This window comes from Micromonospora pisi, from assembly GCF_003633685.1.
Classification (GTDB): domain Bacteria; phylum Actinomycetota; class Actinomycetes; order Mycobacteriales; family Micromonosporaceae; genus Micromonospora_G; species Micromonospora_G pisi.
Genome location: NZ_RBKT01000001.1, coordinates 3413782 through 3430924, shown reverse-complemented (window position 1 = coordinate 3430924; position 17143 = coordinate 3413782). Strand labels below are relative to the sequence as shown.

Genomic DNA, 17143 nt, shown 5'->3' with positions numbered 1-17143 from the left:
CCTGAGCCGGGCCGACGGCGTACGCGTGGGCGTACGGATCGACCGTGCCGTTAGGTTGCACCGGACGACCGAGGTACGTCTCACACGGCCGGGTACGTCTCACATGAGCGTGCCGCTGGTGTGACTTTGCTCCACTCCGGGTACCGTCCACGGGATGTCCGAGGCGCCCCCCCAATTGATAGCTGACCGTTACCGGCTCGTGGAGCCGCTCGGTCAGGGAGGCATGGGGCGCGTATGGCTCGCCCGCGACGAGGTGCTGCACCGGGATGTGGCCATCAAGGAGTTGGTTCCGCCACCGGGGCTGACCACGGATGAGCGCCGCGAGATGCGGGAGCGGTCGTTGCGCGAGGCCCGCGCCATCGCCCGGCTGAACAACATCAACGTGGTCCGCATCTTCGACGTGCTGCGTACCGACGCCGACCCGTGGATCGTGATGGAGTACGTCCGGTCCCGCTCGTTGCAGGACACGCTCGCCTCCGACGGTCCGGTGTCACCGGGAAAGGCCGCCGAGATCGGCCTGGGCGTGCTCGGCGCGTTGAAGGCGGCGCACAAGGCCGGCGTGATGCACCGGGACATCAAGCCGGGCAACGTGCTGCTCGGCGAGGACGGCCGGGTGGTGCTGACCGACTTCGGTCTCGCGACCGTGCCGGGGGACCCGAACGTGACGCGTACCGGGCTGGTGCTCGGCTCACCGGCGTACATCGCGCCGGAACGGGCGCGCGACGGTACGGCCGGTCCGGAGGCGGATCTCTGGTCGCTGGGCGCGACGCTGTACGCCGCCGTGGAGGGGCAGTCGCCGTACGCCCGTTCTTCGGCGATCGCGACGCTGGCCGCGCTGGCGACGGAACCGCCACCACCGGCGAAGCGGGCCGGCCCGCTGAAGGCGGTGCTCAACGGGTTGCTGCGCAAGGACCCGGCGCAGCGGATCACCGCCGACGTGGCGGAGCGGTTGTTGCGGCGGGCTACGGACAAGCGCCCCCCGCGCAGCACCATTTCGCTGCTCGACGGCGTACGCCGTCCGAGTCCCTTCGGGCCCCGTGAGGCGCGGACCAAGGTGGTGCCGCTGCCAGCGCCGCGGCCCGCGTCGGATCAGCCGGCCGCCGCGGCGGACTCGGCTTCCTCCTCCATGATCGCCGACTTCATCGGTACGGCCGGTGCCGGTGCCACTGAGCCCACTGCCCCGGGCACGCCCGTTACCCGGGATGAGCCCGGCGCCACGGTCGATGACGCCGCCGACCAGCCCGCCGTGACGGCGGAGTCGACAGAGGTGGAGTCGACGGAGACGGACCGGACCGAGCCACCGACCGCGTCGGTGGAGAAGACGGCGAAGCTCAGCGCGCCGATCTCCCCGGCCCCGCCCTCGTACGCGATCGGGGCCGCCTCGGTCGGCAGCGGTACGCCGGCCCCGGTGACACCGACACCAGCACCGGCTCCGACACCGGCTCCGACCTCGCCGGCCCCGGCCGCCGCCGGAGCGACCGAGACAGTCGCCTCGCCGAACCGTGGCCGTACGTTCGGGCGCCCGGTTGTCGCCGGAGCCGAAAACAAGGGTTCCTTCTTCGCCGGACGACAGGTGTGGCTGCTCGGCGGCCTGGTTGTGGTGCTCCTGCTCGCACTGGCGGTGGTCGTGCCGCTGGCCCTGCGGGATCCGGACACGAAGTCCTCCGACCAGCCCGGCGGTCAGCCGTCCGCCCAGGCGTCGGCGACCGGTACGGGCGCCCCGGCGTCCACCACGGCACCGGCCGCGCCACCGGCGGGTGAGCCGTCCAGTCCGGCGGTGGCGCCGAGCGACGTGCCCGCCTCGGAGCCGGCGATGACGCGCGGCCAGGGCCCGTTGCCGGCCGGGTGGACCTGGCACAAGGATTCGACCGGCTTCACGGTGCCGGTGCCGAGCGGTTGGAGGATGGAACGTACCTCGACCGCGGTCAGGTTCATCGAGCCCAACAACGCCCGGCTGCTCATGATCGACCAGACGTCCAGCCCGCAGAAGGACGCGGTCGCGGACTGGACCCGGCAGGAGGACGCACGGACCCGTGCCGGTCGCTACCGGGACTACAAGCGGGTCAAGATCGAGAAGATCGACTACTTCCTCGAAGCCGCCGACTGGGAGTGGACGTACACCTCGGACTCCGGAAATCCGCTGCACGTGGTCAACCGGGGCTTTGTCACCGGGCCGAGGCACGGGTACGCGATCTACTGGTCGACGCCCGCCGGGGCCTGGCAGGACAACCTGGACGAACTGAAGCTCATCTCGGACGGATTCCTGCCCGCGCCGAACTGATCCGCATGACCTCCGCTCCGTCTGGGTACTGCTGAGTCGACGACGGAAGGAGGTACGACATGAGTTTCCGACAACGCACGACCAAGCCGAGCGTGGCCCTCTGGATGCTGATCGCGGTGGGCGACATCGCGCTGATCCTGGCGAGCTTCGGCGTGGTGACGCTGATCGCGCTCGCGAGCGTCGTGACCATGGCCGTCGGGGTGGTCGGTGCCTGGCGACTGATGCGTCCCACGGTGCCGGCCGGGGAAGTGGCACGGTCCCCGATGACTGCCCGGCGGAGGGCCTGAGCGCCCCGCTGGAGACGCACGGACCAGCCCCCCGGGGGCGGTGTTCGGAACGCAATGGCAGCCGGACCGGTGATCCCCGGGCGGGGATGTCCGATCCGGCTGCCGCTGTTCGTGGTCCGGTCGGGCCGGCTCAGCCGACCCGCTCGATCACCGCCCGCCGGATCAGGAACTTGCCCGGCTCGCGGACCTGCTCGAACGCCGCGTTGTTGAGCAGTACGCAGCTGCCGGACGGGCTGGTCACCTTGACCGTGGTGCTCTTGTTGTTGTCCAGGTTCGTGACCCGCAGGGTGGTGCCGATCGGGAACGTACCGCTGGACGCGGCGGGTGCGGCGTCCTCGTTGAAGAGGGTCACCGTCGACCCCTTGCAGACGACCTCCCCGTTGGCCGGGGCGCCGGCGGGAACATCGCCGCCACCGGGGTTCGCGGGCGCGGCGGGCGGGTTCGCGGGTGCGGCGGGCGGGTTGACGGGTGCGGGTGCGGCCGGCCGGTCCGCGTGCACCTGCGCGGTGCAGCCAGCGGTGACCCGGCGCTGCTGGATGAGGTCGACAACGGCCTGCCGGTTCGCGATCCGGGCCTCGGCGAGCGCGTCCGGGTTGGCCCGCTGGTCGGCGATGAAGTTCAGGTTGTTGCGCAACGCGGTGTCCAGGCCGTTGCAGTTCTCGCCGGCGTTGCTCATTCCCGTACCGACCGCCAGTGCGGTGCCGAGCAGGGCCGTCGCGGCCGCCCCGATGAGCAGCTTCCGCGCCCGGCCGGTCGTCCCGCTTCTCCTGTACATGCACCGCTCCCTTGATCGTCGGCTGCCCGGTTGCAGCATCGTTGGGTACGGATGTCAGGGCCGGACGGATCAGATCGTTTCGCTTAAATGTTCTTCAAGCGCCGTTGCGTTGCGTGAGCGCGTGTGGACCGAGGGTCCGGTCACTCCGTCGCCAGGCGGTGGCCTCGCGCAGGTGGGCTAGGCTCCCCGGCTGTGTCGATCGACGGCTTTACCGACGTCTGGAACCGGCTGTTCGATGCCCAACCGGATCCACCGCCGTTACTCGTACTGCTCACCGGGCTGGTCGCGCTCGCGGTGGTGCTGACCCGGCTGCCCTGGCGGATCGGGCGCAACGCCATCACGATCGCCCACGAGGGTGGGCACGCGCTGGCCGCGCTGCTGACCGGCCGACGGCTGCACGGGGTCAGGCTGCACTCGGACACCTCCGGGCTGACCCTGTCGGCCGGACGTCCCTCCGGTCCCGGCATGGTCTTCACCCTGCTCGCCGGCTACGTCGCACCGTCCCTGATCGGACTCGGCGGAGCCTGGCTGCTCGGCGGCAACCGGATCACCCTGCTGCTCTGGGTCGCGGTGGTGCTGCTGCTCGCCATGCTCGTCATGATCCGCAACGCCTTCGGCATCGTCTCGATCATGGTCACCACCGCCGTGGTCTTCGGTGTCTCCTGGTTCGCCGGCCCGCAGGTGCAGGCGGTGTTCGCGTACACCGGGGTCTGGTTCCTGCTGATCGGTGGAATCCGGCCGGTGGGCGAGTTGCAGACGCTGCGACGCAGGGGACGGATGCCCGCCTCCGACGCCGACCAGCTCGCCGGGGTCACCTTCCTGCCGGCGATCTTCTGGGTCGGCCTGTTCGGCGTGGTCAACCTGCTCGCGTTGGGCATCGGTACGAGCCTGCTGGCCGGCGCCCACCTGGCCGACCTCGACCTGCCGTTCTGAGCCCGCCCGCCACCGCCCCGGCTGGTCAGGGGCAGAATGGGGGCGTGCGGTATGTGATCATCGGTGCGGGGGCGGTCGGCGGCACCATCGGCGCGCGGCTGGCCCTGGCCGGCCACGACGTGACCCTGGTGGCCCGTGGCGCCCAGTTGGACGCGATCCGCGCCCGAGGGCTGACCCTGGCCACCCCCGAAGACGAGCGGAACGTCCCACTGCCAGCGGTGGCCGGCGCCGACGAGTTGGAGCTGACGCCGGACACCGCGCTGGTGCTCACGGTCAAGTCCCAGGACACCCAGGCGGCCCTCGGCGAGTGGGCGGGCGCGCCGGTGACCGGTGGCGGTACGGCGGCCGAACGGCTACCGCTGCTGACCGCGCAGAACGGGGTGGCGAACGAGCGCGCCGCGCTGCGCCGCTTCGACCGCGTCTACGGGATCTGCCTCTGGTTGCCCGCCACCTTCCTCGAACCGGGTGTGATCGCCGCCGAGGGGCACCCGCACTCCGGCATGTTGCAGCTCGGCGCCTACCCGGGCGGGGCCGACGAGTGCGTACGGCAGATCGCGGACGAGCTCACCAAGAGCGGATTCGTCACCCGGGTACGGGACGACGTGATGCGCTGGAAGTACGGCAAGCTGCTGGCCAACCTCGGTAACGGGGTGGACGCGCTCCTCGGCCGGGACGCCGACCCGGGGCTGATCGACCTGCTGCGCGCCGAGGGGGTCGCCGCGCTGGCGGCGGCCGGCATCGCGCACACCTCGCGCGAGGAGGAGGCGGCCGACCGGGCGGACAACGTACGGGCACGCCCGGTTGCCGGCCGTACCCGGGCGGGGAGTTCGACCTGGCAGAGTCTGGCTCGGGGCACGGGTTCGACCGAGACCGACTATCTCAACGGGGAGATCGTCCTGTTGGGACGCCTGCACGGGGTGCCGACCCCGGTGAACGCGGCGGTGCAGCGCGCGGTCCGCCGCGCCGTACGAGAGCGGATTCCGGCCGGCGGCTTCCCGCCGGACCAGCTGTTGGCCTGAGCGAACCACCACCGCCGCGAGGCCGGCTCACACCAGCCTGAGTGAAAGTCGGCCCGCTCCGGCAACCGACCGGCTCGTCCCGCGCGTATAGCCTCCGACGCCCAGGGGAGGTAACTGGTGCCCGACGTCGGCGGGTTCGACGAGTTCTACCGGGGAAGCCGGCAACGGCTGCTCGGCTACGTGTACCTGCTCACCGGTGACCTGTCCGAGGCACAGGACGCGGTACAGGAGGCGTACATCCGGGCCTGGCAGCGCTGGTCCACGGTGAGCGGGTACGAGGACCCGGAGTCGTGGGTACGGGTGGTCGCCGCCCGGGTCGCGGTCAGCCGGTGGCGTAGCCTGCGCAGCCGGGCCCGCGCGTACCTGCGCCATGGCGCGGTGGAGAACGTCACGCCGGGACCGGGCACCGAGACGGTCGACGTGGTGGCGGCGCTGCGCCGCCTGCCAGAGGAACAGCGCACCGCGCTGGCTCTCTACTACCTGGTCGGTCTACCGGTGGCGGAGGTGGCTCGGGAGACCGGCGCCCCGGTCGGCACCGTCAAGGCCCGGCTCTCCCGGGGGCGGGTGGCCCTGGCGGGTTTGTTGGCCGTCGTCGAGTTGGAGGAGGCCGCTGATGCCTGAGCGTCGGGCGGAGCGGGTGCCGGACCCGGAACTGACGATGGAGCTGACGGTCGGCCCGGCTGCCGGCCAGCCGGGTGAACCGGTGCTGGACCTGGCGGCGGAGCCGCCCCGGGACGAACTGCCGGAGTCCCTGGCGGCGTTGATGCCGGAGCCGACGGCACCGTCCGACGACGAGCCGGTCCCGCCGGAACTGCTGACCGAGCAGTCCCGGATGCTCGCCGAGCAACTCGCCGCCGAGCTTGGCGGCGTGACCTGGCCGGCACCGGAGCGGATTCGGGCCCTGGGCCGGCGTCGGCGTCGACGGGTCGCGGTGGGCGTGCCGGCGGCCGTCGTGCTGGTCTTCGCGGCCATCTGGGGACTGGTCGGCGGGTTACCCGGTACCGGTACGGGACCGGTGACGGTCGCCGGACCACCCGCTGCGCCGGGTTCCGACCCGACCGTGACGCGGAGTTCGCCGGACCCCTCCCGCCAGCCGGTCCAGCCGGGCGGTGCGGGCTGGTTCCCGGCGGTCGCGCTGCTCCAGCCGGCCGACCTCGGGCTCAACTTCCGGATCAGCTACGACACCAGCGGTTCGGTCGGTGCCGACCTCTGGCCGTTCCACCTCGCCGACTACTGCCCGGCCTACGCCGGGCTGCGCGTCGCGACGTACCGCGACTACCTGTTCAGCCGGGGCAACAGCGTCGGCGGGGACGGGCCGGACGGGCGGGTACGGATGCTCAGCCAGCAGGTGACCCGGTACGCCGACGACCCCGCCGCCCGGACCGTCGTCGACGAGGCGCGCCGGGTCGTGGACGCGTGTGCGGCGTACGAGGTTCCGCCGGCGGTACTGACCGGTCACACCGCCTCCGCCGATCCGCGCCCGAACGTCGACCCTTCCGCTCCGCCCTCCTCGGCCACGCCGTCGTCCTCGGCCGACCCGCCCTCGTCGGCCGCCCCGTCATGGTCGTCGTCCTCGGCCAGCCCGTCCGCTCCGGCTGTTCCGTCGTCCTCGGCCGAGCCGGGCGCCACCGTCCCGATGGTCGATCCCGGTGCCAGGACCGGGGGGCGGCACACCCTGCGGGTGCTCGGTGACGGCTTCGCCGGGTCCCAGTCACTGCTGGTACGCCAGGAGGTGACCGCGCCCGCCGGCACCCCGGAGGCCGGCACGGTCACCCTCTACGCCGTGGTACGGGTCGGCGACCTGGTCGCCGTGCTGGAGTCGTACGACTACGACGACGCCCGCATGCGCCAGCTCGCCGGCCGGGCCGCGGCCTGGCTCTGCCCGTTCGCGAACCCGCGTTGCTGAGCGCCGGCCGCGGCCCGTTCGCCGGTGCGGTTACAGCGGGATGTTGCCGTGCTTCTTCGGCGGCAGCGTCTCCCGCTTGGTGCGGAGCATCCGTAGCGCGCGGACGATCTGGGTGCGGGTCTCGGCCGGTGCGATCACCGAGTCGATGTAACCGCGCTCGGCGGCCACGTACGGGTTCGCCAGGGTCTCCTCGTACTCGGCGATCTTCGCGGCGCGGAACGCGGCCGGATCCTCGGCGGCGCCGAGTTCGGAACGGTAGAGGATGTTCACCGCCCCCTGCGCGCCCATCACCGCGATCTGGGCGGTCGGCCAGGCGAAGTTGAGGTCCGCGCCGAGGTGCTTCGAACCCATCACGTCGTACGCGCCGCCGTACGCCTTCCGGGTGATCACCGTGACCTTCGGTACGGTCGCCTCGGCGTACGCGTAGATGAGCTTCGCGCCGCGCCGGATGATGCCGTCCCACTCCTGACCGGTTCCGGGCAGGAACCCGGGTACGTCCACAAAGGTCAGCACGGGGATGTTGAAGGCGTCGCAGGTGCGGACGAAGCGGGCCGCCTTCTCCGAGGCGGCGATGTCCAGGGTGCCGGCGAAGTGCATCGGCTGGTTCGCCACCACACCGACCGGGCGACCCTCGACCCGACCGAAGCCGACCACGATGTTCTGGGCGAAGAGCGGGTGCACCTCGAGGAACTCGCCGTCGTCGAGGACGTGCTCGATCACCCGGTGGATGTCGTACGGCTGGTTCGCCGAGTCCGGGATCAGAGTGTCGAGTTCCCGGTCCGCGTCGGTGATCGCCAGTTCCGCCTCGGCGGCGTACGTCGGCGGCTCGTCCATGTTGTTCGCCGGCAGGTACGACAGCAGCGCCTTGACGTAGTCGATCGCGTCGTCCTCGTCGGTGGCGAGGTAGTGCGCGTTGCCGCTGCGGGTGTTGTGCGTACGGGCCCCGCCCAGTTCCTCCATCCCCACGTCCTCGCCGGTCACCGTCTTGATCACGTCCGGCCCGGTGATGAACATGTGCGAGGTCTGGTCGACCATCACGGTGAAGTCGGTGACCGCGGGGGAGTAGACCGCACCGCCCGCGCACGGCCCCATCACCAGTGAGATCTGCGGGATCACCCCGGAGGCGCGGACGTTACGGAAGAAGATCTCGCCGTAGAGGCCGAGGCTGACCACGCCCTCCTGGATCCGGGCGCCGCCCGAGTCGTTGATCCCCACCACCGGGCAGCCGGACTTCATCGCCAGGTCCATCAACTTGACGATCTTCTGACCGAAGACCTCGCCGAGCGAGCCGCCGAAGACGGTGAAGTCCTGGGCGAATACGCAGACCTGCCGGCCCTCGACCGTGCCGTAGCCGGTGACCACACCGTCCCCGTACGGGCGGGTCCGTTCCAGCCCGAAGTTGGTGGACCGGTGCCGGGCCAGTTCGTCCAGTTCGACGAAGGAACCGGGGTCGAGCAGCATCTCGATCCGCTCACGGGCGGTCTTCTTGCCCCGGGCGTGCTGCTTCTCCACCGCGCGGGCGGAGCCGGCGTGCACCGCCTCGTCCACCCGCCGCTGCAGGTCCGCCAGCTTGCCGGCGGTGCTGTGGATGTTGATCTCGACCTCGCTGCTGGCGCTCACGTCAGTAGTCTGCCTTTCCTCGCGACCGCGGGGGCCCGCCTCGCTCCTGCTCGCGCTCGCGGAATCCGTGCTCCGACGGGTCGGGCACGGACGGCATCCGCTCCGCGCGCGTGCCCAGTCCTGGATCGTAACGATGCGCCCGCCCGGCGTCGCCGCCCGCCGACGTGGGCTTGGCCTCACCAACCAGTCCGGAGGCGTGTCGCCGGCTGTCGGGGCCGGCGGAGGCGGGCGTCGTAGGCTGGCCTGATGCCGGATTCGCCGTACACCGATCTGGACCGCCCCCCGCTCGACGTCCGTGGGCTGCGGCGGTCGCTGGTTGTCCCGGGCGGGCTCTGGACCCGGCTGGACCTGCGCGCCGAGACCGGCTCGACCAACGCCGACGTGGTCGCGGCGGCTTCGGCGGGTGAGCCGGAGGGGCTGGTGGTGGTCGCCGAGCGGCAGACCGCCGGGCGGGGCCGCCGGGGCCGTAGCTGGCAGTCGCCGGCCAGGGCCGGTATCGCGACCAGCGTCCTGCTCCGGCCGGGGGTGCCGGTCGTCGAGCACGACTGGCCCGGCGCACCCCCGGCGACGTACGGCTGGTTGCCGCTGCTGGCCGGGGTGGCCCTGGTCGAGGCGGTGAACCGGGTGGCCGAGCTGCCGGACTCGGTGGCGGCGGGGCTGAAGTGGCCGAACGACCTGTTGCTCGGTGCGGCCAAGGGCGCCGGCATCCTGGCCGAGGCGGTGCCGGCGGAGGTCGTCGGTGGCCCACCGGCGATCGTGCTCGGGATCGGGCTGAACGTGACCCTGCGCGCCGACGAGCTGCCGACCAACCCGACCGGGCTGGCCGCCACCTCGTTGCGGCTCGCCGGCGCGGCCGTGGCCGACCGGGATCCGTTGCTGCGGGCCCTGCTGCGCGCACTCGCGGACTGGTACGGGCGTTGGCGGGCCGCCGGTGGCGATGTCGAGGCATCCGGCCTTCGGGCGGCTTATCTGCGGCACAGTGCGACGGTCGGCCGGGCGGTACGGGTGCTGCTGCCGGCCGGTGACGATCTGGTCGGGTCGGCGGTGACGGTTGATCCGGAGGGCCGTTTGGTGGTCTCGGCAGCCGACGGTGAGCATCGGGTGGCTGCTGGCGACGTACTGCATCTACGCGGAGAGTGACCGCGAAATTCCGGCACGGAGTGCGGAACCGGGTGCAACGTCACTTCCGGGGAGTGTCGACCATCAGTTGACCCGCTCGGTAACCATGAGCCGCTACGGTCAGCGCGAACAATGACGTATCACAGGAGGTTCGCGTGCCTTTCCCCGAAGATGTGCTCAGCTCGGACGAGCATGTCGTGCTGCATCTGCACCCGCACTGGAAGGCCCTGATCCGGCCGGTCCTGGTGCTGGTCCTGGCGATCGCGGCGGTGGTGGCCGGTGCCGTGCTGCTGCCCGAAGGCGATGGCGGAACCATCGGCCTGTACGTGATCGCCGGCCTTGGCCTGCTGCTGGTGCTCTGGCTCAGCCTCTGGCCGTTCCTCGTCTGGCGCACCACCCACTACCTGTTCACCAACGAGCGGGTCGTGCTCCAGAAGGGCGTTTTCCACCTCGACCGTCGGGACATTCCGCTCGGCCGGGTGAACGACCACACGATGAACCAGCACTTCCTTGAGCGGCTGCTCGGCTGCGGCACGTTGACCATCGAGTCAGCGGGTGAGCGGGGCCAGACGGTGCTCACCGACATCCCCGAGGTCGGTCACGTACAGACCAAGCTCTACGAGCTGGTCGAGGCCGACCACGACAAGCACTCGCTCGGTGAGGGCGAGCTGCGTGAGGCGCTCGCGGACGTCCAAGAGGGCAAGCCGCTGCGCGAGAAGGCTTAGGAATCCGGGTACTGGTCTGCCGGCCCGGTGTCGGTCGACGGGGTCGCGGCTGGGTCGCGTAGGACGAACCAGCCGCGGAACCTGGTCCGAAGCACTTCCTGTTCCGGCTGGTCGTCCGCGCCCAGCCGGACCATGGTGGCGCCGAGGGTGACCGTGCCGAGGCCGGGCCGGGCGGTGGAGGGCTTGCGTCCGATCACGTCGAGCCGGACGGCGAGCCGGTCACCGGCCCGGACCGGGGCCAGCCAGCGCAGTTCCTCCAGTCCGGGGGAGGCGTCGGCGGCGGCGCGGGACAGCACGTGGTCGACGTACGCGCGCATGAAGAGACTGACGGTGTAGAAGCCGCTGGCGATCAGCCCACCGTGATGGCTCGCGGCGGCCACCTCGGGGTCGACGTGGTACCACTGCGGATCGAACCGTCGGGCGAAGGCCAGCATCTCCGGCCCGTCGACCGTGGTCACGCCGAGGTCGAAGGAGCGTCCCGGGGTCAGGTCCTCGAAGAAGAGGTCGGCCTCGGCGCCGGTGCCGGACCGGGGCGACGCAACGGGCACGTCGGCGCGACGGTCGGTCGGCGACGGCGTGGTCAACGGTGGGTTGTCAGTGGGCGGCGGGACGGTGGGCAGCCGCGCGTAGCTCCAGATCGGCGGCGAATTCGGCGCTCAGATCCTCTTCGACCGCCGGGAAGCCGTTCGATTCGGTGCCCGGGCCGTCCGGGGTCGAGGTGCCGACCGGCGTACGGTGTGCGGCCTCCTCCAGTTCGGTCACCGCCTCGGCCAGCTCCGCTACCGGGTCGAGTTCGACGATCCCGTCGGTGCTGTGGTCGTGTGTGCCGGGCTTGTCCGGTACGGGCTGGAAGACGAAGGTGCGGTACGACCAGAACCGGAAGATGGTCGCGAGTCCCACCCCGACGGTCTTCGCCACGTTGAGGGCGAGCAGCCCGTGGATGTTCAGGCCGTACTTGGCGGCGGCGAGCACGCCCAGCTCGATCGCGAGCCCGGTCGCGTTGAACACGAAGAACAGCACGTATTCGCGCCGCATCGCCGACTTGGGGCGGTCCCGGTAGGTCCAGTACCGGTTCATCAGGTATGAGCTGATCGCCGCGACGATGGTCGCGATGACCGTTGCCTTGAGCTGCCCGTTTTCGAAGATCGTCAGCGCCAGCGCGTTGAACACCGCGTAGTTGATGACGGTGTTCACGCCGCCCACGATGCCGAACGTCACGGCCTCGCGGGCGAACTTCTGCCAACGGTCGGGGAGCTGCCGGACAAGACGCATTTGGTCACCTTAGGGCAGGGCGACGCCGGGCGGCAGCGGCGGTAGGGAGGTGGGCCGCAGGTCACGCCGTCTAGTCACTCTTCGTGATCACAGGCGGTGCATCCTGTGCGGCCGGACCGACGAAGACGAATCGCCGATATGACCAGAATCGGAACAGTGTGCCCAAAGCAGCACCAATCAGATTCGCGGAGATGTTGTCGGCGAGCCACGACTTGAACACCCCCGGCCAGATGCTGCCCAGGCCGTAGTGGCTGATCCACAGGCAGGCCAGGGCGATGGCCAGGCCGACGGTGTTGAAGAAGAAATAGAGCAGGTACTCGCGGGCCATACCGGTCCGCTCGCGGTGCCGCCAGGTCCAGAACCGGTTCCCGACGAACGCGATCGTGGCCGCGATGACGGTGGAGACCGTCTTCGCGCTCAGCGTCTCCATCTCCCAGACCTGCCGGGCGACGTTGAACACCGCGAAGTCGACACCGAAGGCGACCCCACCGACGAGCCCGAACTTGCCCAACTCGCGGATCAGGTGGCGGAACCGGTTGAGAATGGTGCGGAAAAGGCCCTGCCGGGTGCCCGAGGAAGAGGGCTGGTCGCCGGTAACGGTCGCAGACACACGTCGAGCCTACCGGGTGCGGCACCCGGCCACGCGCCGCTACCGCGAGTCGGAGCGCGGCGCGCCGGCATCACGGGTCCTGCCGCCCCGGCTGTCCCAGGGAAGCTGTCCGGCAATGCGTCCACTGTCACCTTACGACGACGGACGGTACGTTCCCATCCCGTTGGCAGGTCCCGGTTCCGGGCCGCCAGCGGCGTCAGGTCGGGGCGCGGTCATGCGTCGGTACGCGCATGAGTTGTGGCGCCTTCCGCAAAACGTCGCGGTACGACGCGTCCGGCGCAGCCGGCCGTCCCGCCCCACGGCGTGTACGCAAAGACTTGCGTGAAACTGCGCGGGGAAGCGGGAAATTGCTCGCCTTACCGCAAAACCCCCGTATCTTGTGCAGTTCTTCACAACTGGTCTCGCTGCCCCCGACCGCCGTTCGGTTTACGCTGGTGGAAATCCCAGGCTTTCACACCGGCGGCGCATCTCCAGCCTGCCGGCCGTTGCTCCACCCCTCATATCGGTCAGCGTCGACCACAAGGAGAACTGTCATGTCTGCTCCGGCAACCATCCGGGGGCTCGATCAAGCTCCGACCTCCCACTCGAAGTTGCTCGCCTGGGTCAAAGAAGTCGCCGAGCTAACCCAGCCCGAACGCGTGGTGTGGGTGGACGGCTCCGAGGCGGAGTGGCAACGGCTCACCGACGAACTGGTACAGGCAGGCACACTTGTCCGTCTGAATCCGGAGCGCAAACCCAACTCTTTCTGGGCCCGTACGGATCCCTCCGATGTGGCCCGGGTGGAAGACCGCACCTACATCTGTTCGGTCGACGAGGCCGACGCCGGACCCACCAACAACTGGATGGCGCCGGCCGAGATGAAGCGGACGATGACAGAGCTCTACCGCGGTTCGATGCGCGGTCGCACGATGTACGTCATCCCGTTCTGCATGGGCCCGTTGGAGGCGGAAGAACCCATGTACGGCGTGGAAATCACCGACAGTGCGTACGTGGTCGCGTCCATGCGCATCATGACCCGGATGGGTGCCACGGTACTGGAGGCGATGGGGAACAACGCCTCCTTCGTGCCGGCACTGCACTCGCTCGGTGCCCCACTCGCCCCCGGCGAGCAGGACTCGTTCTGGCCGTGCAACAAGACCAAGTACATCTCCCACTTCCCGGAGACCCGGGAGATCTGGTCGTACGGGTCCGGTTACGGCGGTAACTCGTTGCTCGGCAAGAAGTGCTACTCGCTGCGGATCGCCAGCGTGATGGCCCGGGACGAGGGCTGGCTCGCCGAACACATGCTGATCATGAAGGTCACCTCGCCCGAGGGGAAGGTGCACTACATCGCCGGCGCGTTCCCGTCGGCCTGCGGCAAGACGAACCTGGCCATGCTGGAGCCGACCATCCCGGGTTGGAAGGTCGAGACCGTCGGCGACGACATCGCCTGGATGCGCTTCGGCGAGGACGGCCGGCTCTACGCGGTGAACCCGGAGTTCGGCCTGTTCGGCGTGGCGCCGGGTACCGACTGGAAGACCAACCCGAACGCCATGCGGACGCTGGACCGGGGCAACTCCATCTTCACCAACGTCGGACTCACCGACGACGGTGACGTCTGGTGGGAGGGAATGGGCGAGCCGCCGGCCCACCTCACCGACTGGAAGGGCAACGACTGGACACCGGAGGGCGGCGAACTGAGTTCGCACCCGAACTCCCGGTTCTGCACCCCGCTGGCCCAGTGCCCCACTCTCGCCGAGGAGTTCAACGACCCGAACGGGGTGCCGATCGACGCCATCCTCTTCGGCGGCCGGCGCAAGGACACCATCCCGCTGATCACCGAGGCCCGCGACTGGGTGCACGGTGTCTACATGGGAGCGACGCTCTCCTCGGAGACCACCGCCGCCGCCGCCGGCCAGGTCGGTGTGGTGCGGCGGGACCCGATGGCGATGCTGCCCTTCATCGGCTACCACGCGGGTGACTACTTCGGACACTGGATCGAGATGGGCAAGGGCGTCGACGGCGACGAGGCCAAGCTGCCCAGGGTCTACTACGTCAACTGGTTCCGTAAGGACAAGGACGGCAACTTCCTCTGGCCGGGCTTCGGCGAGAACTCCAGGGTGATCAAGTGGATCGTCGAACGGCTGGAGGGAAGCGCGGCGGCGGTCGAGACGCCGATCGGAATGGTGCCCGCCGCCGACGCGCTCGACGTGGAAGGGCTCGACCTCACCCCGGAGGACATCCGGGTCGCCCTCAAGGTCGACGTCGACGAGTGGCGCGACGAACTGCCGATGATCAACGAGTGGTTCGAGAAGTTCGGCGACAAGCTGCCGGGCGTGCTCTGGGCCGAACTCGACGCGCTGCGGGCCCGGCTGGACGCCGAGCAGCCCAGCTGACCGACCCGCAACCACCGCTGTGACCTGGGGCGGCGCCGACCGCCGCAGGGCGGGCAGGGCCCGGAGGACACGCCCGCCCCACACGCTCCAAGCTGTCCGTCGCGCCTCCGAGCGGGCATCATCAGCAGCATGACGACGGCCGCCGGGATCCATTCCCCGGCGGCCGTCCGCCGCTGTGCCCCGTACCCCGGCAGTGCCGCGGCCCACCGCGCCGGCCGCCCCGGTGCCGACGAGCGGATGGGATGAGGATGGACTGCTACGACGTGGCCGTGGTCGGCGCCGGACCGGCCGGCTCGGCCGCCGCGCTCGCCGCCCGCCGGGCCGGTGCGAGTGTGCTGCTGCTGGACCGGGCCGAGTTTCCCCGGGACAAGGCATGCGGAGACGGCATCGCCGCGCACACCCTCGACGTCCTCGCCGAGCTGGGCGTACCGGACGCGGCGGCCGGGTTCGCGGCGGTGCCGGCGCTACGGCTGGTCGCGCCGGGCGGTGCGCAGGTCGCCCGGTCCCTGCCCCGGCCCGCGTACACGGTGCCTCGGCGGATCTTCGACGCGCGCCTGGTGGACGCGGCGGTGGCGGCCGGCGCGCGGCTACGGCAGCACACCGTACGCCGAATTGACGCCCACGAGGACCGGGTCGTGCTCGACGGCGCCGTGGCGGCGCGGGCCGTGGTCGGCGCTGACGGCGCCGGGTCGACCGTCCGCCGCGCGCTCGGCCATCCGAACAACCCCGACGGACACCTCGCGATCGCCATCCGGGGCTACGCGCCGGCCGCCCCCGGACCGGTCGAGCAGCAGATCGTCACCTCTGGCACCGGATGGCCGGCTTACGCCTGGTCGTTCCCGATCGGCGACGGCCGGGCCAACGTCGGGTACGGCGAGGTGCTGCGGGGTGCGCCGGTCACCAGGAGCCGCCTCCTCGACGGTCTGCGCGCCCTCCTGCCCGACCTGGCGGTCGACACGGTCACCGAACTGCGCGCCCACCATCTGCCGCTCTCCACCCGCCGTCCGCCGTCCGGCCGGGGCCGGATCCTGCTCGCCGGTGACGCGCTCTCCCTGATCAACCCGTTCACCGGTGAGGGCATCTTCTACGCCGTGCTCTCCGGTGCCCTCGCCGGTGCCGCAGCGGCCCGGTCCCCCGGCGACGCCGCCGACCGGTACGCCGACACTCTGCGCCGCCGGCTCGGCCGTCATCTGCGCCACAGTTCGGCGGTGGCCCGACTGGCCCGGCACCGTCGGGTCGTCGACGCCGCCGTACGCGCCGCCGAACAGGACCAGCGGGTCTTCGGGGTGATGGTCGAGCTGGGGCTCGGTGACGGGCTGCTGGACCTGCGCACGGTACGCCGGATCGGACGCGGACTCGCCGTCCACGGATGGGCGCCCCCGGCTCGCCCTGCGATTTAGGTCGCTAGTCTGCAGGGGATGACTCTGCGGGACCTGGTGTACTCAGCGTACGAACGGCGGTTGGCGGCGAAGCTCGCCGGTAAGCCCGTGCCACGCCATGTCGGCGTGATGTGCGACGGCAACCGGAGATGGGCCCGCGAGATGGGCTACGTCGACCCGAACGACGGTCACCGGGTCGGTGCAGCCAAGATCAAACACGTCCTCGAATGGTGCGACCAGGCCAACATCGGGCACGTCACCCTCTACCTCCTCGCCACCGACAATCTGCGCCGGCCCGCGAGTGAACTGGACCCCCTGCTCCAGATCATCGAGGACCTGGTGATCGAGCTCGCCGAGGAGGGCAACCCCTGGCGACTGCGGATGGTCGGCGCACTCGACCTGCTACCGGCACAGACCGCCACCGCGCTCAAGGCGGCGGAGGAACGTACCCAGGAACGCGCCGGGGGCGCCCAGGTCAACATCGCGGTCGGGTACGGCGGCCGGCGTGAGATCGCCGACGCCGTACGGTCGCTCCTCTACGAGCACGCCGCCGCTGGCGGCACCATCGAGGAACTCGCCGAGGTGCTCGACGTCGAGCACATCTCCGAGCACCTCTACACCCGTGGCCAACCCGACCCTGACCTGGTCATCCGAACCAGCGGCGAGCAGCGCCTCTCCGGCTTCCTGCTCTGGCAGTCGGCCCACTCCGAGTTCTACTTCTGCGACGCCAACTGGCCCGATTTCCGCCACGTCGACTTCCTCCGCGCACTCCGCTCGTACGCCAGCCGCCAACGCCGCTACGGGGTCTAGGCAGTTCCGGCTGCCGGCGATCGCCCCGCTCG

16 protein-coding genes are annotated in these 17143 nt (G+C 70.7%); 11 read left to right on the top strand and 5 right to left on the bottom strand.

The window, feature by feature from the left end:
* Positions 1-154: 154 nt before the first annotated feature.
* Together BDK92_RS14270 and BDK92_RS14265 are read left to right on the top strand one after the other, a co-directional pair.
* The gene (locus BDK92_RS14270) at positions 155-2281 is read left to right on the top strand and encodes a serine/threonine-protein kinase (RefSeq protein WP_121157160.1); all 2127 of its coding nucleotides are present in this window, start codon (positions 155-157) and stop codon (positions 2279-2281) included.
* 59 nt (positions 2282-2340) lie between these two features.
* Complete coding sequence (locus tag BDK92_RS14265; RefSeq protein ID WP_121157159.1) at positions 2341-2568, top strand: hypothetical protein; 228 nt, start codon at positions 2341-2343, stop codon at positions 2566-2568.
* Between the two features lie 130 nt (positions 2569-2698).
* On the opposite strand, the gene BDK92_RS14260 is transcribed toward BDK92_RS14265, so the two are convergent.
* The gene (locus BDK92_RS14260) at positions 2699-3343 is read right to left on the bottom strand and encodes an RlpA-like double-psi beta-barrel domain-containing protein (protein ID WP_121157158.1); all 645 of its coding nucleotides are present in this window, start codon (positions 3341-3343) and stop codon (positions 2699-2701) included.
* A 192-nt stretch (positions 3344-3535) separates the two neighbouring features.
* On the opposite strand from BDK92_RS14260, the gene BDK92_RS14255 reads away from it, so the two are divergent.
* The 4 genes from BDK92_RS14255 to BDK92_RS14240 all read left to right on the top strand — a co-directional run bounded on the left by BDK92_RS14255 (position 3536) and on the right by BDK92_RS14240 (position 7201).
* Positions 3536-4276 (top strand): M50 family metallopeptidase, encoded by a 741-nt coding sequence (locus BDK92_RS14255; RefSeq protein WP_121157157.1) that lies wholly within the window; start codon positions 3536-3538, stop codon positions 4274-4276.
* Positions 4277-4320: 44 nt separating this feature from the next.
* Positions 4321-5295 (top strand): ketopantoate reductase family protein, encoded by a 975-nt coding sequence (locus BDK92_RS14250; protein WP_121157156.1) that lies wholly within the window; start codon positions 4321-4323, stop codon positions 5293-5295.
* A 117-nt stretch (positions 5296-5412) separates the two neighbouring features.
* Positions 5413-5916 carry a sigma factor-like helix-turn-helix DNA-binding protein gene (locus tag BDK92_RS14245; RefSeq protein ID WP_121157155.1) on the top strand — a complete coding sequence of 168 codons (504 nt, stop codon included), beginning with the start codon at positions 5413-5415 and terminating at the stop codon, positions 5914-5916.
* Positions 5909-7201 carry a hypothetical protein gene (locus tag BDK92_RS14240; protein ID WP_147457005.1) on the top strand — a complete coding sequence of 431 codons (1293 nt, stop codon included), beginning with the start codon at positions 5909-5911 and terminating at the stop codon, positions 7199-7201. Before BDK92_RS14245 ends, BDK92_RS14240 begins: the two co-directional genes overlap by 8 nt.
* 30 nt (positions 7202-7231) lie before the next feature.
* On the opposite strand, the gene BDK92_RS14235 is transcribed toward BDK92_RS14240, so the two are convergent.
* The gene (locus tag BDK92_RS14235; RefSeq protein ID WP_121157153.1) at positions 7232-8821 is read right to left on the bottom strand and encodes an acyl-CoA carboxylase subunit beta; all 1590 of its coding nucleotides are present in this window, start codon (positions 8819-8821) and stop codon (positions 7232-7234) included.
* Between the two features lie 246 nt (positions 8822-9067).
* Between BDK92_RS14235 and BDK92_RS14230 the strand changes: the two genes are divergently transcribed.
* Together BDK92_RS14230 and BDK92_RS14225 are read left to right on the top strand one after the other, a co-directional pair.
* Positions 9068-9961, top strand: coding sequence for a biotin--[acetyl-CoA-carboxylase] ligase (locus tag BDK92_RS14230; RefSeq protein WP_121157152.1), 894 nt, complete (start codon positions 9068-9070; stop codon positions 9959-9961).
* A 134-nt stretch (positions 9962-10095) separates the two neighbouring features.
* Complete coding sequence (locus BDK92_RS14225) at positions 10096-10665, top strand: PH domain-containing protein (RefSeq protein ID WP_121157151.1); 570 nt, start codon at positions 10096-10098, stop codon at positions 10663-10665.
* On the opposite strand, the gene BDK92_RS14220 is transcribed toward BDK92_RS14225, so the two are convergent.
* The 3 genes from BDK92_RS14220 to BDK92_RS14210 form a co-directional block, all read right to left on the bottom strand.
* Positions 10662-11249: a MaoC/PaaZ C-terminal domain-containing protein gene (locus BDK92_RS14220; protein ID WP_211349218.1), complete on the bottom strand. Its 588-nt coding sequence runs from the start codon at positions 11247-11249 to the stop codon at positions 10662-10664. The genes BDK92_RS14225 and BDK92_RS14220 overlap by 4 nt on opposite strands.
* Positions 11250-11259: 10 nt before the next feature.
* Positions 11260-11937, bottom strand: coding sequence for a GtrA family protein (locus BDK92_RS14215; protein WP_121157150.1), 678 nt, complete (start codon positions 11935-11937; stop codon positions 11260-11262).
* A 70-nt stretch (positions 11938-12007) separates the two neighbouring features.
* The gene (locus BDK92_RS14210; protein ID WP_121157149.1) at positions 12008-12547 is read right to left on the bottom strand and encodes a GtrA family protein; all 540 of its coding nucleotides are present in this window, start codon (positions 12545-12547) and stop codon (positions 12008-12010) included.
* A 533-nt stretch (positions 12548-13080) separates the two neighbouring features.
* Here BDK92_RS14210 and BDK92_RS14205 point away from each other — a divergent pair.
* The 3 genes from BDK92_RS14205 to BDK92_RS14195 all read left to right on the top strand — a co-directional run bounded on the left by BDK92_RS14205 (position 13081) and on the right by BDK92_RS14195 (position 17111).
* Entirely contained in the window at positions 13081-14922 is a 1842-nt protein-coding gene (locus BDK92_RS14205; protein WP_121157148.1) for a phosphoenolpyruvate carboxykinase (GTP), read from the top strand.
* A gap of 242 nt (positions 14923-15164) precedes the next feature.
* On the top strand, positions 15165-16322 hold the full coding sequence (locus BDK92_RS14200; protein ID WP_246017030.1) for a geranylgeranyl reductase family protein: 1158 nt from the start codon (positions 15165-15167) through the stop codon (positions 16320-16322).
* 18 nt (positions 16323-16340) lie between these two features.
* Positions 16341-17111 (top strand): isoprenyl transferase, encoded by a 771-nt coding sequence (locus BDK92_RS14195; protein WP_121157146.1) that lies wholly within the window; start codon positions 16341-16343, stop codon positions 17109-17111.
* Positions 17112-17143: the final 32 nt, after the last annotated feature.

Coding starts and splice junctions, on each gene's coding strand:
- BDK92_RS14270 (WP_121157160.1), top strand. CDS start 155: ATGTCCGAGGCGCCCCCCCAATTGATAGCTGACCGTTACCGGCTCGTG.
- BDK92_RS14265 (WP_121157159.1), top strand. CDS start 2,341: ATGAGTTTCCGACAACGCACGACCAAGCCGAGCGTGGCCCTCTGGATG.
- BDK92_RS14260 (WP_121157158.1), bottom strand. CDS start 3,343: ATGTACAGGAGAAGCGGGACGACCGGCCGGGCGCGGAAGCTGCTCATC.
- BDK92_RS14240 (WP_147457005.1), top strand. CDS start 5,909: ATGCCTGAGCGTCGGGCGGAGCGGGTGCCGGACCCGGAACTGACGATG.
- BDK92_RS14230 (WP_121157152.1), top strand. CDS start 9,068: ATGCCGGATTCGCCGTACACCGATCTGGACCGCCCCCCGCTCGACGTC.
- BDK92_RS14215 (WP_121157150.1), bottom strand. CDS start 11,937: ATGCGTCTTGTCCGGCAGCTCCCCGACCGTTGGCAGAAGTTCGCCCGC.
- BDK92_RS14205 (WP_121157148.1), top strand. CDS start 13,081: ATGTCTGCTCCGGCAACCATCCGGGGGCTCGATCAAGCTCCGACCTCC.
- BDK92_RS14200 (WP_246017030.1), top strand. CDS start 15,165: ATGAGGATGGACTGCTACGACGTGGCCGTGGTCGGCGCCGGACCGGCC.
- BDK92_RS14195 (WP_121157146.1), top strand. CDS start 16,341: ATGACTCTGCGGGACCTGGTGTACTCAGCGTACGAACGGCGGTTGGCG.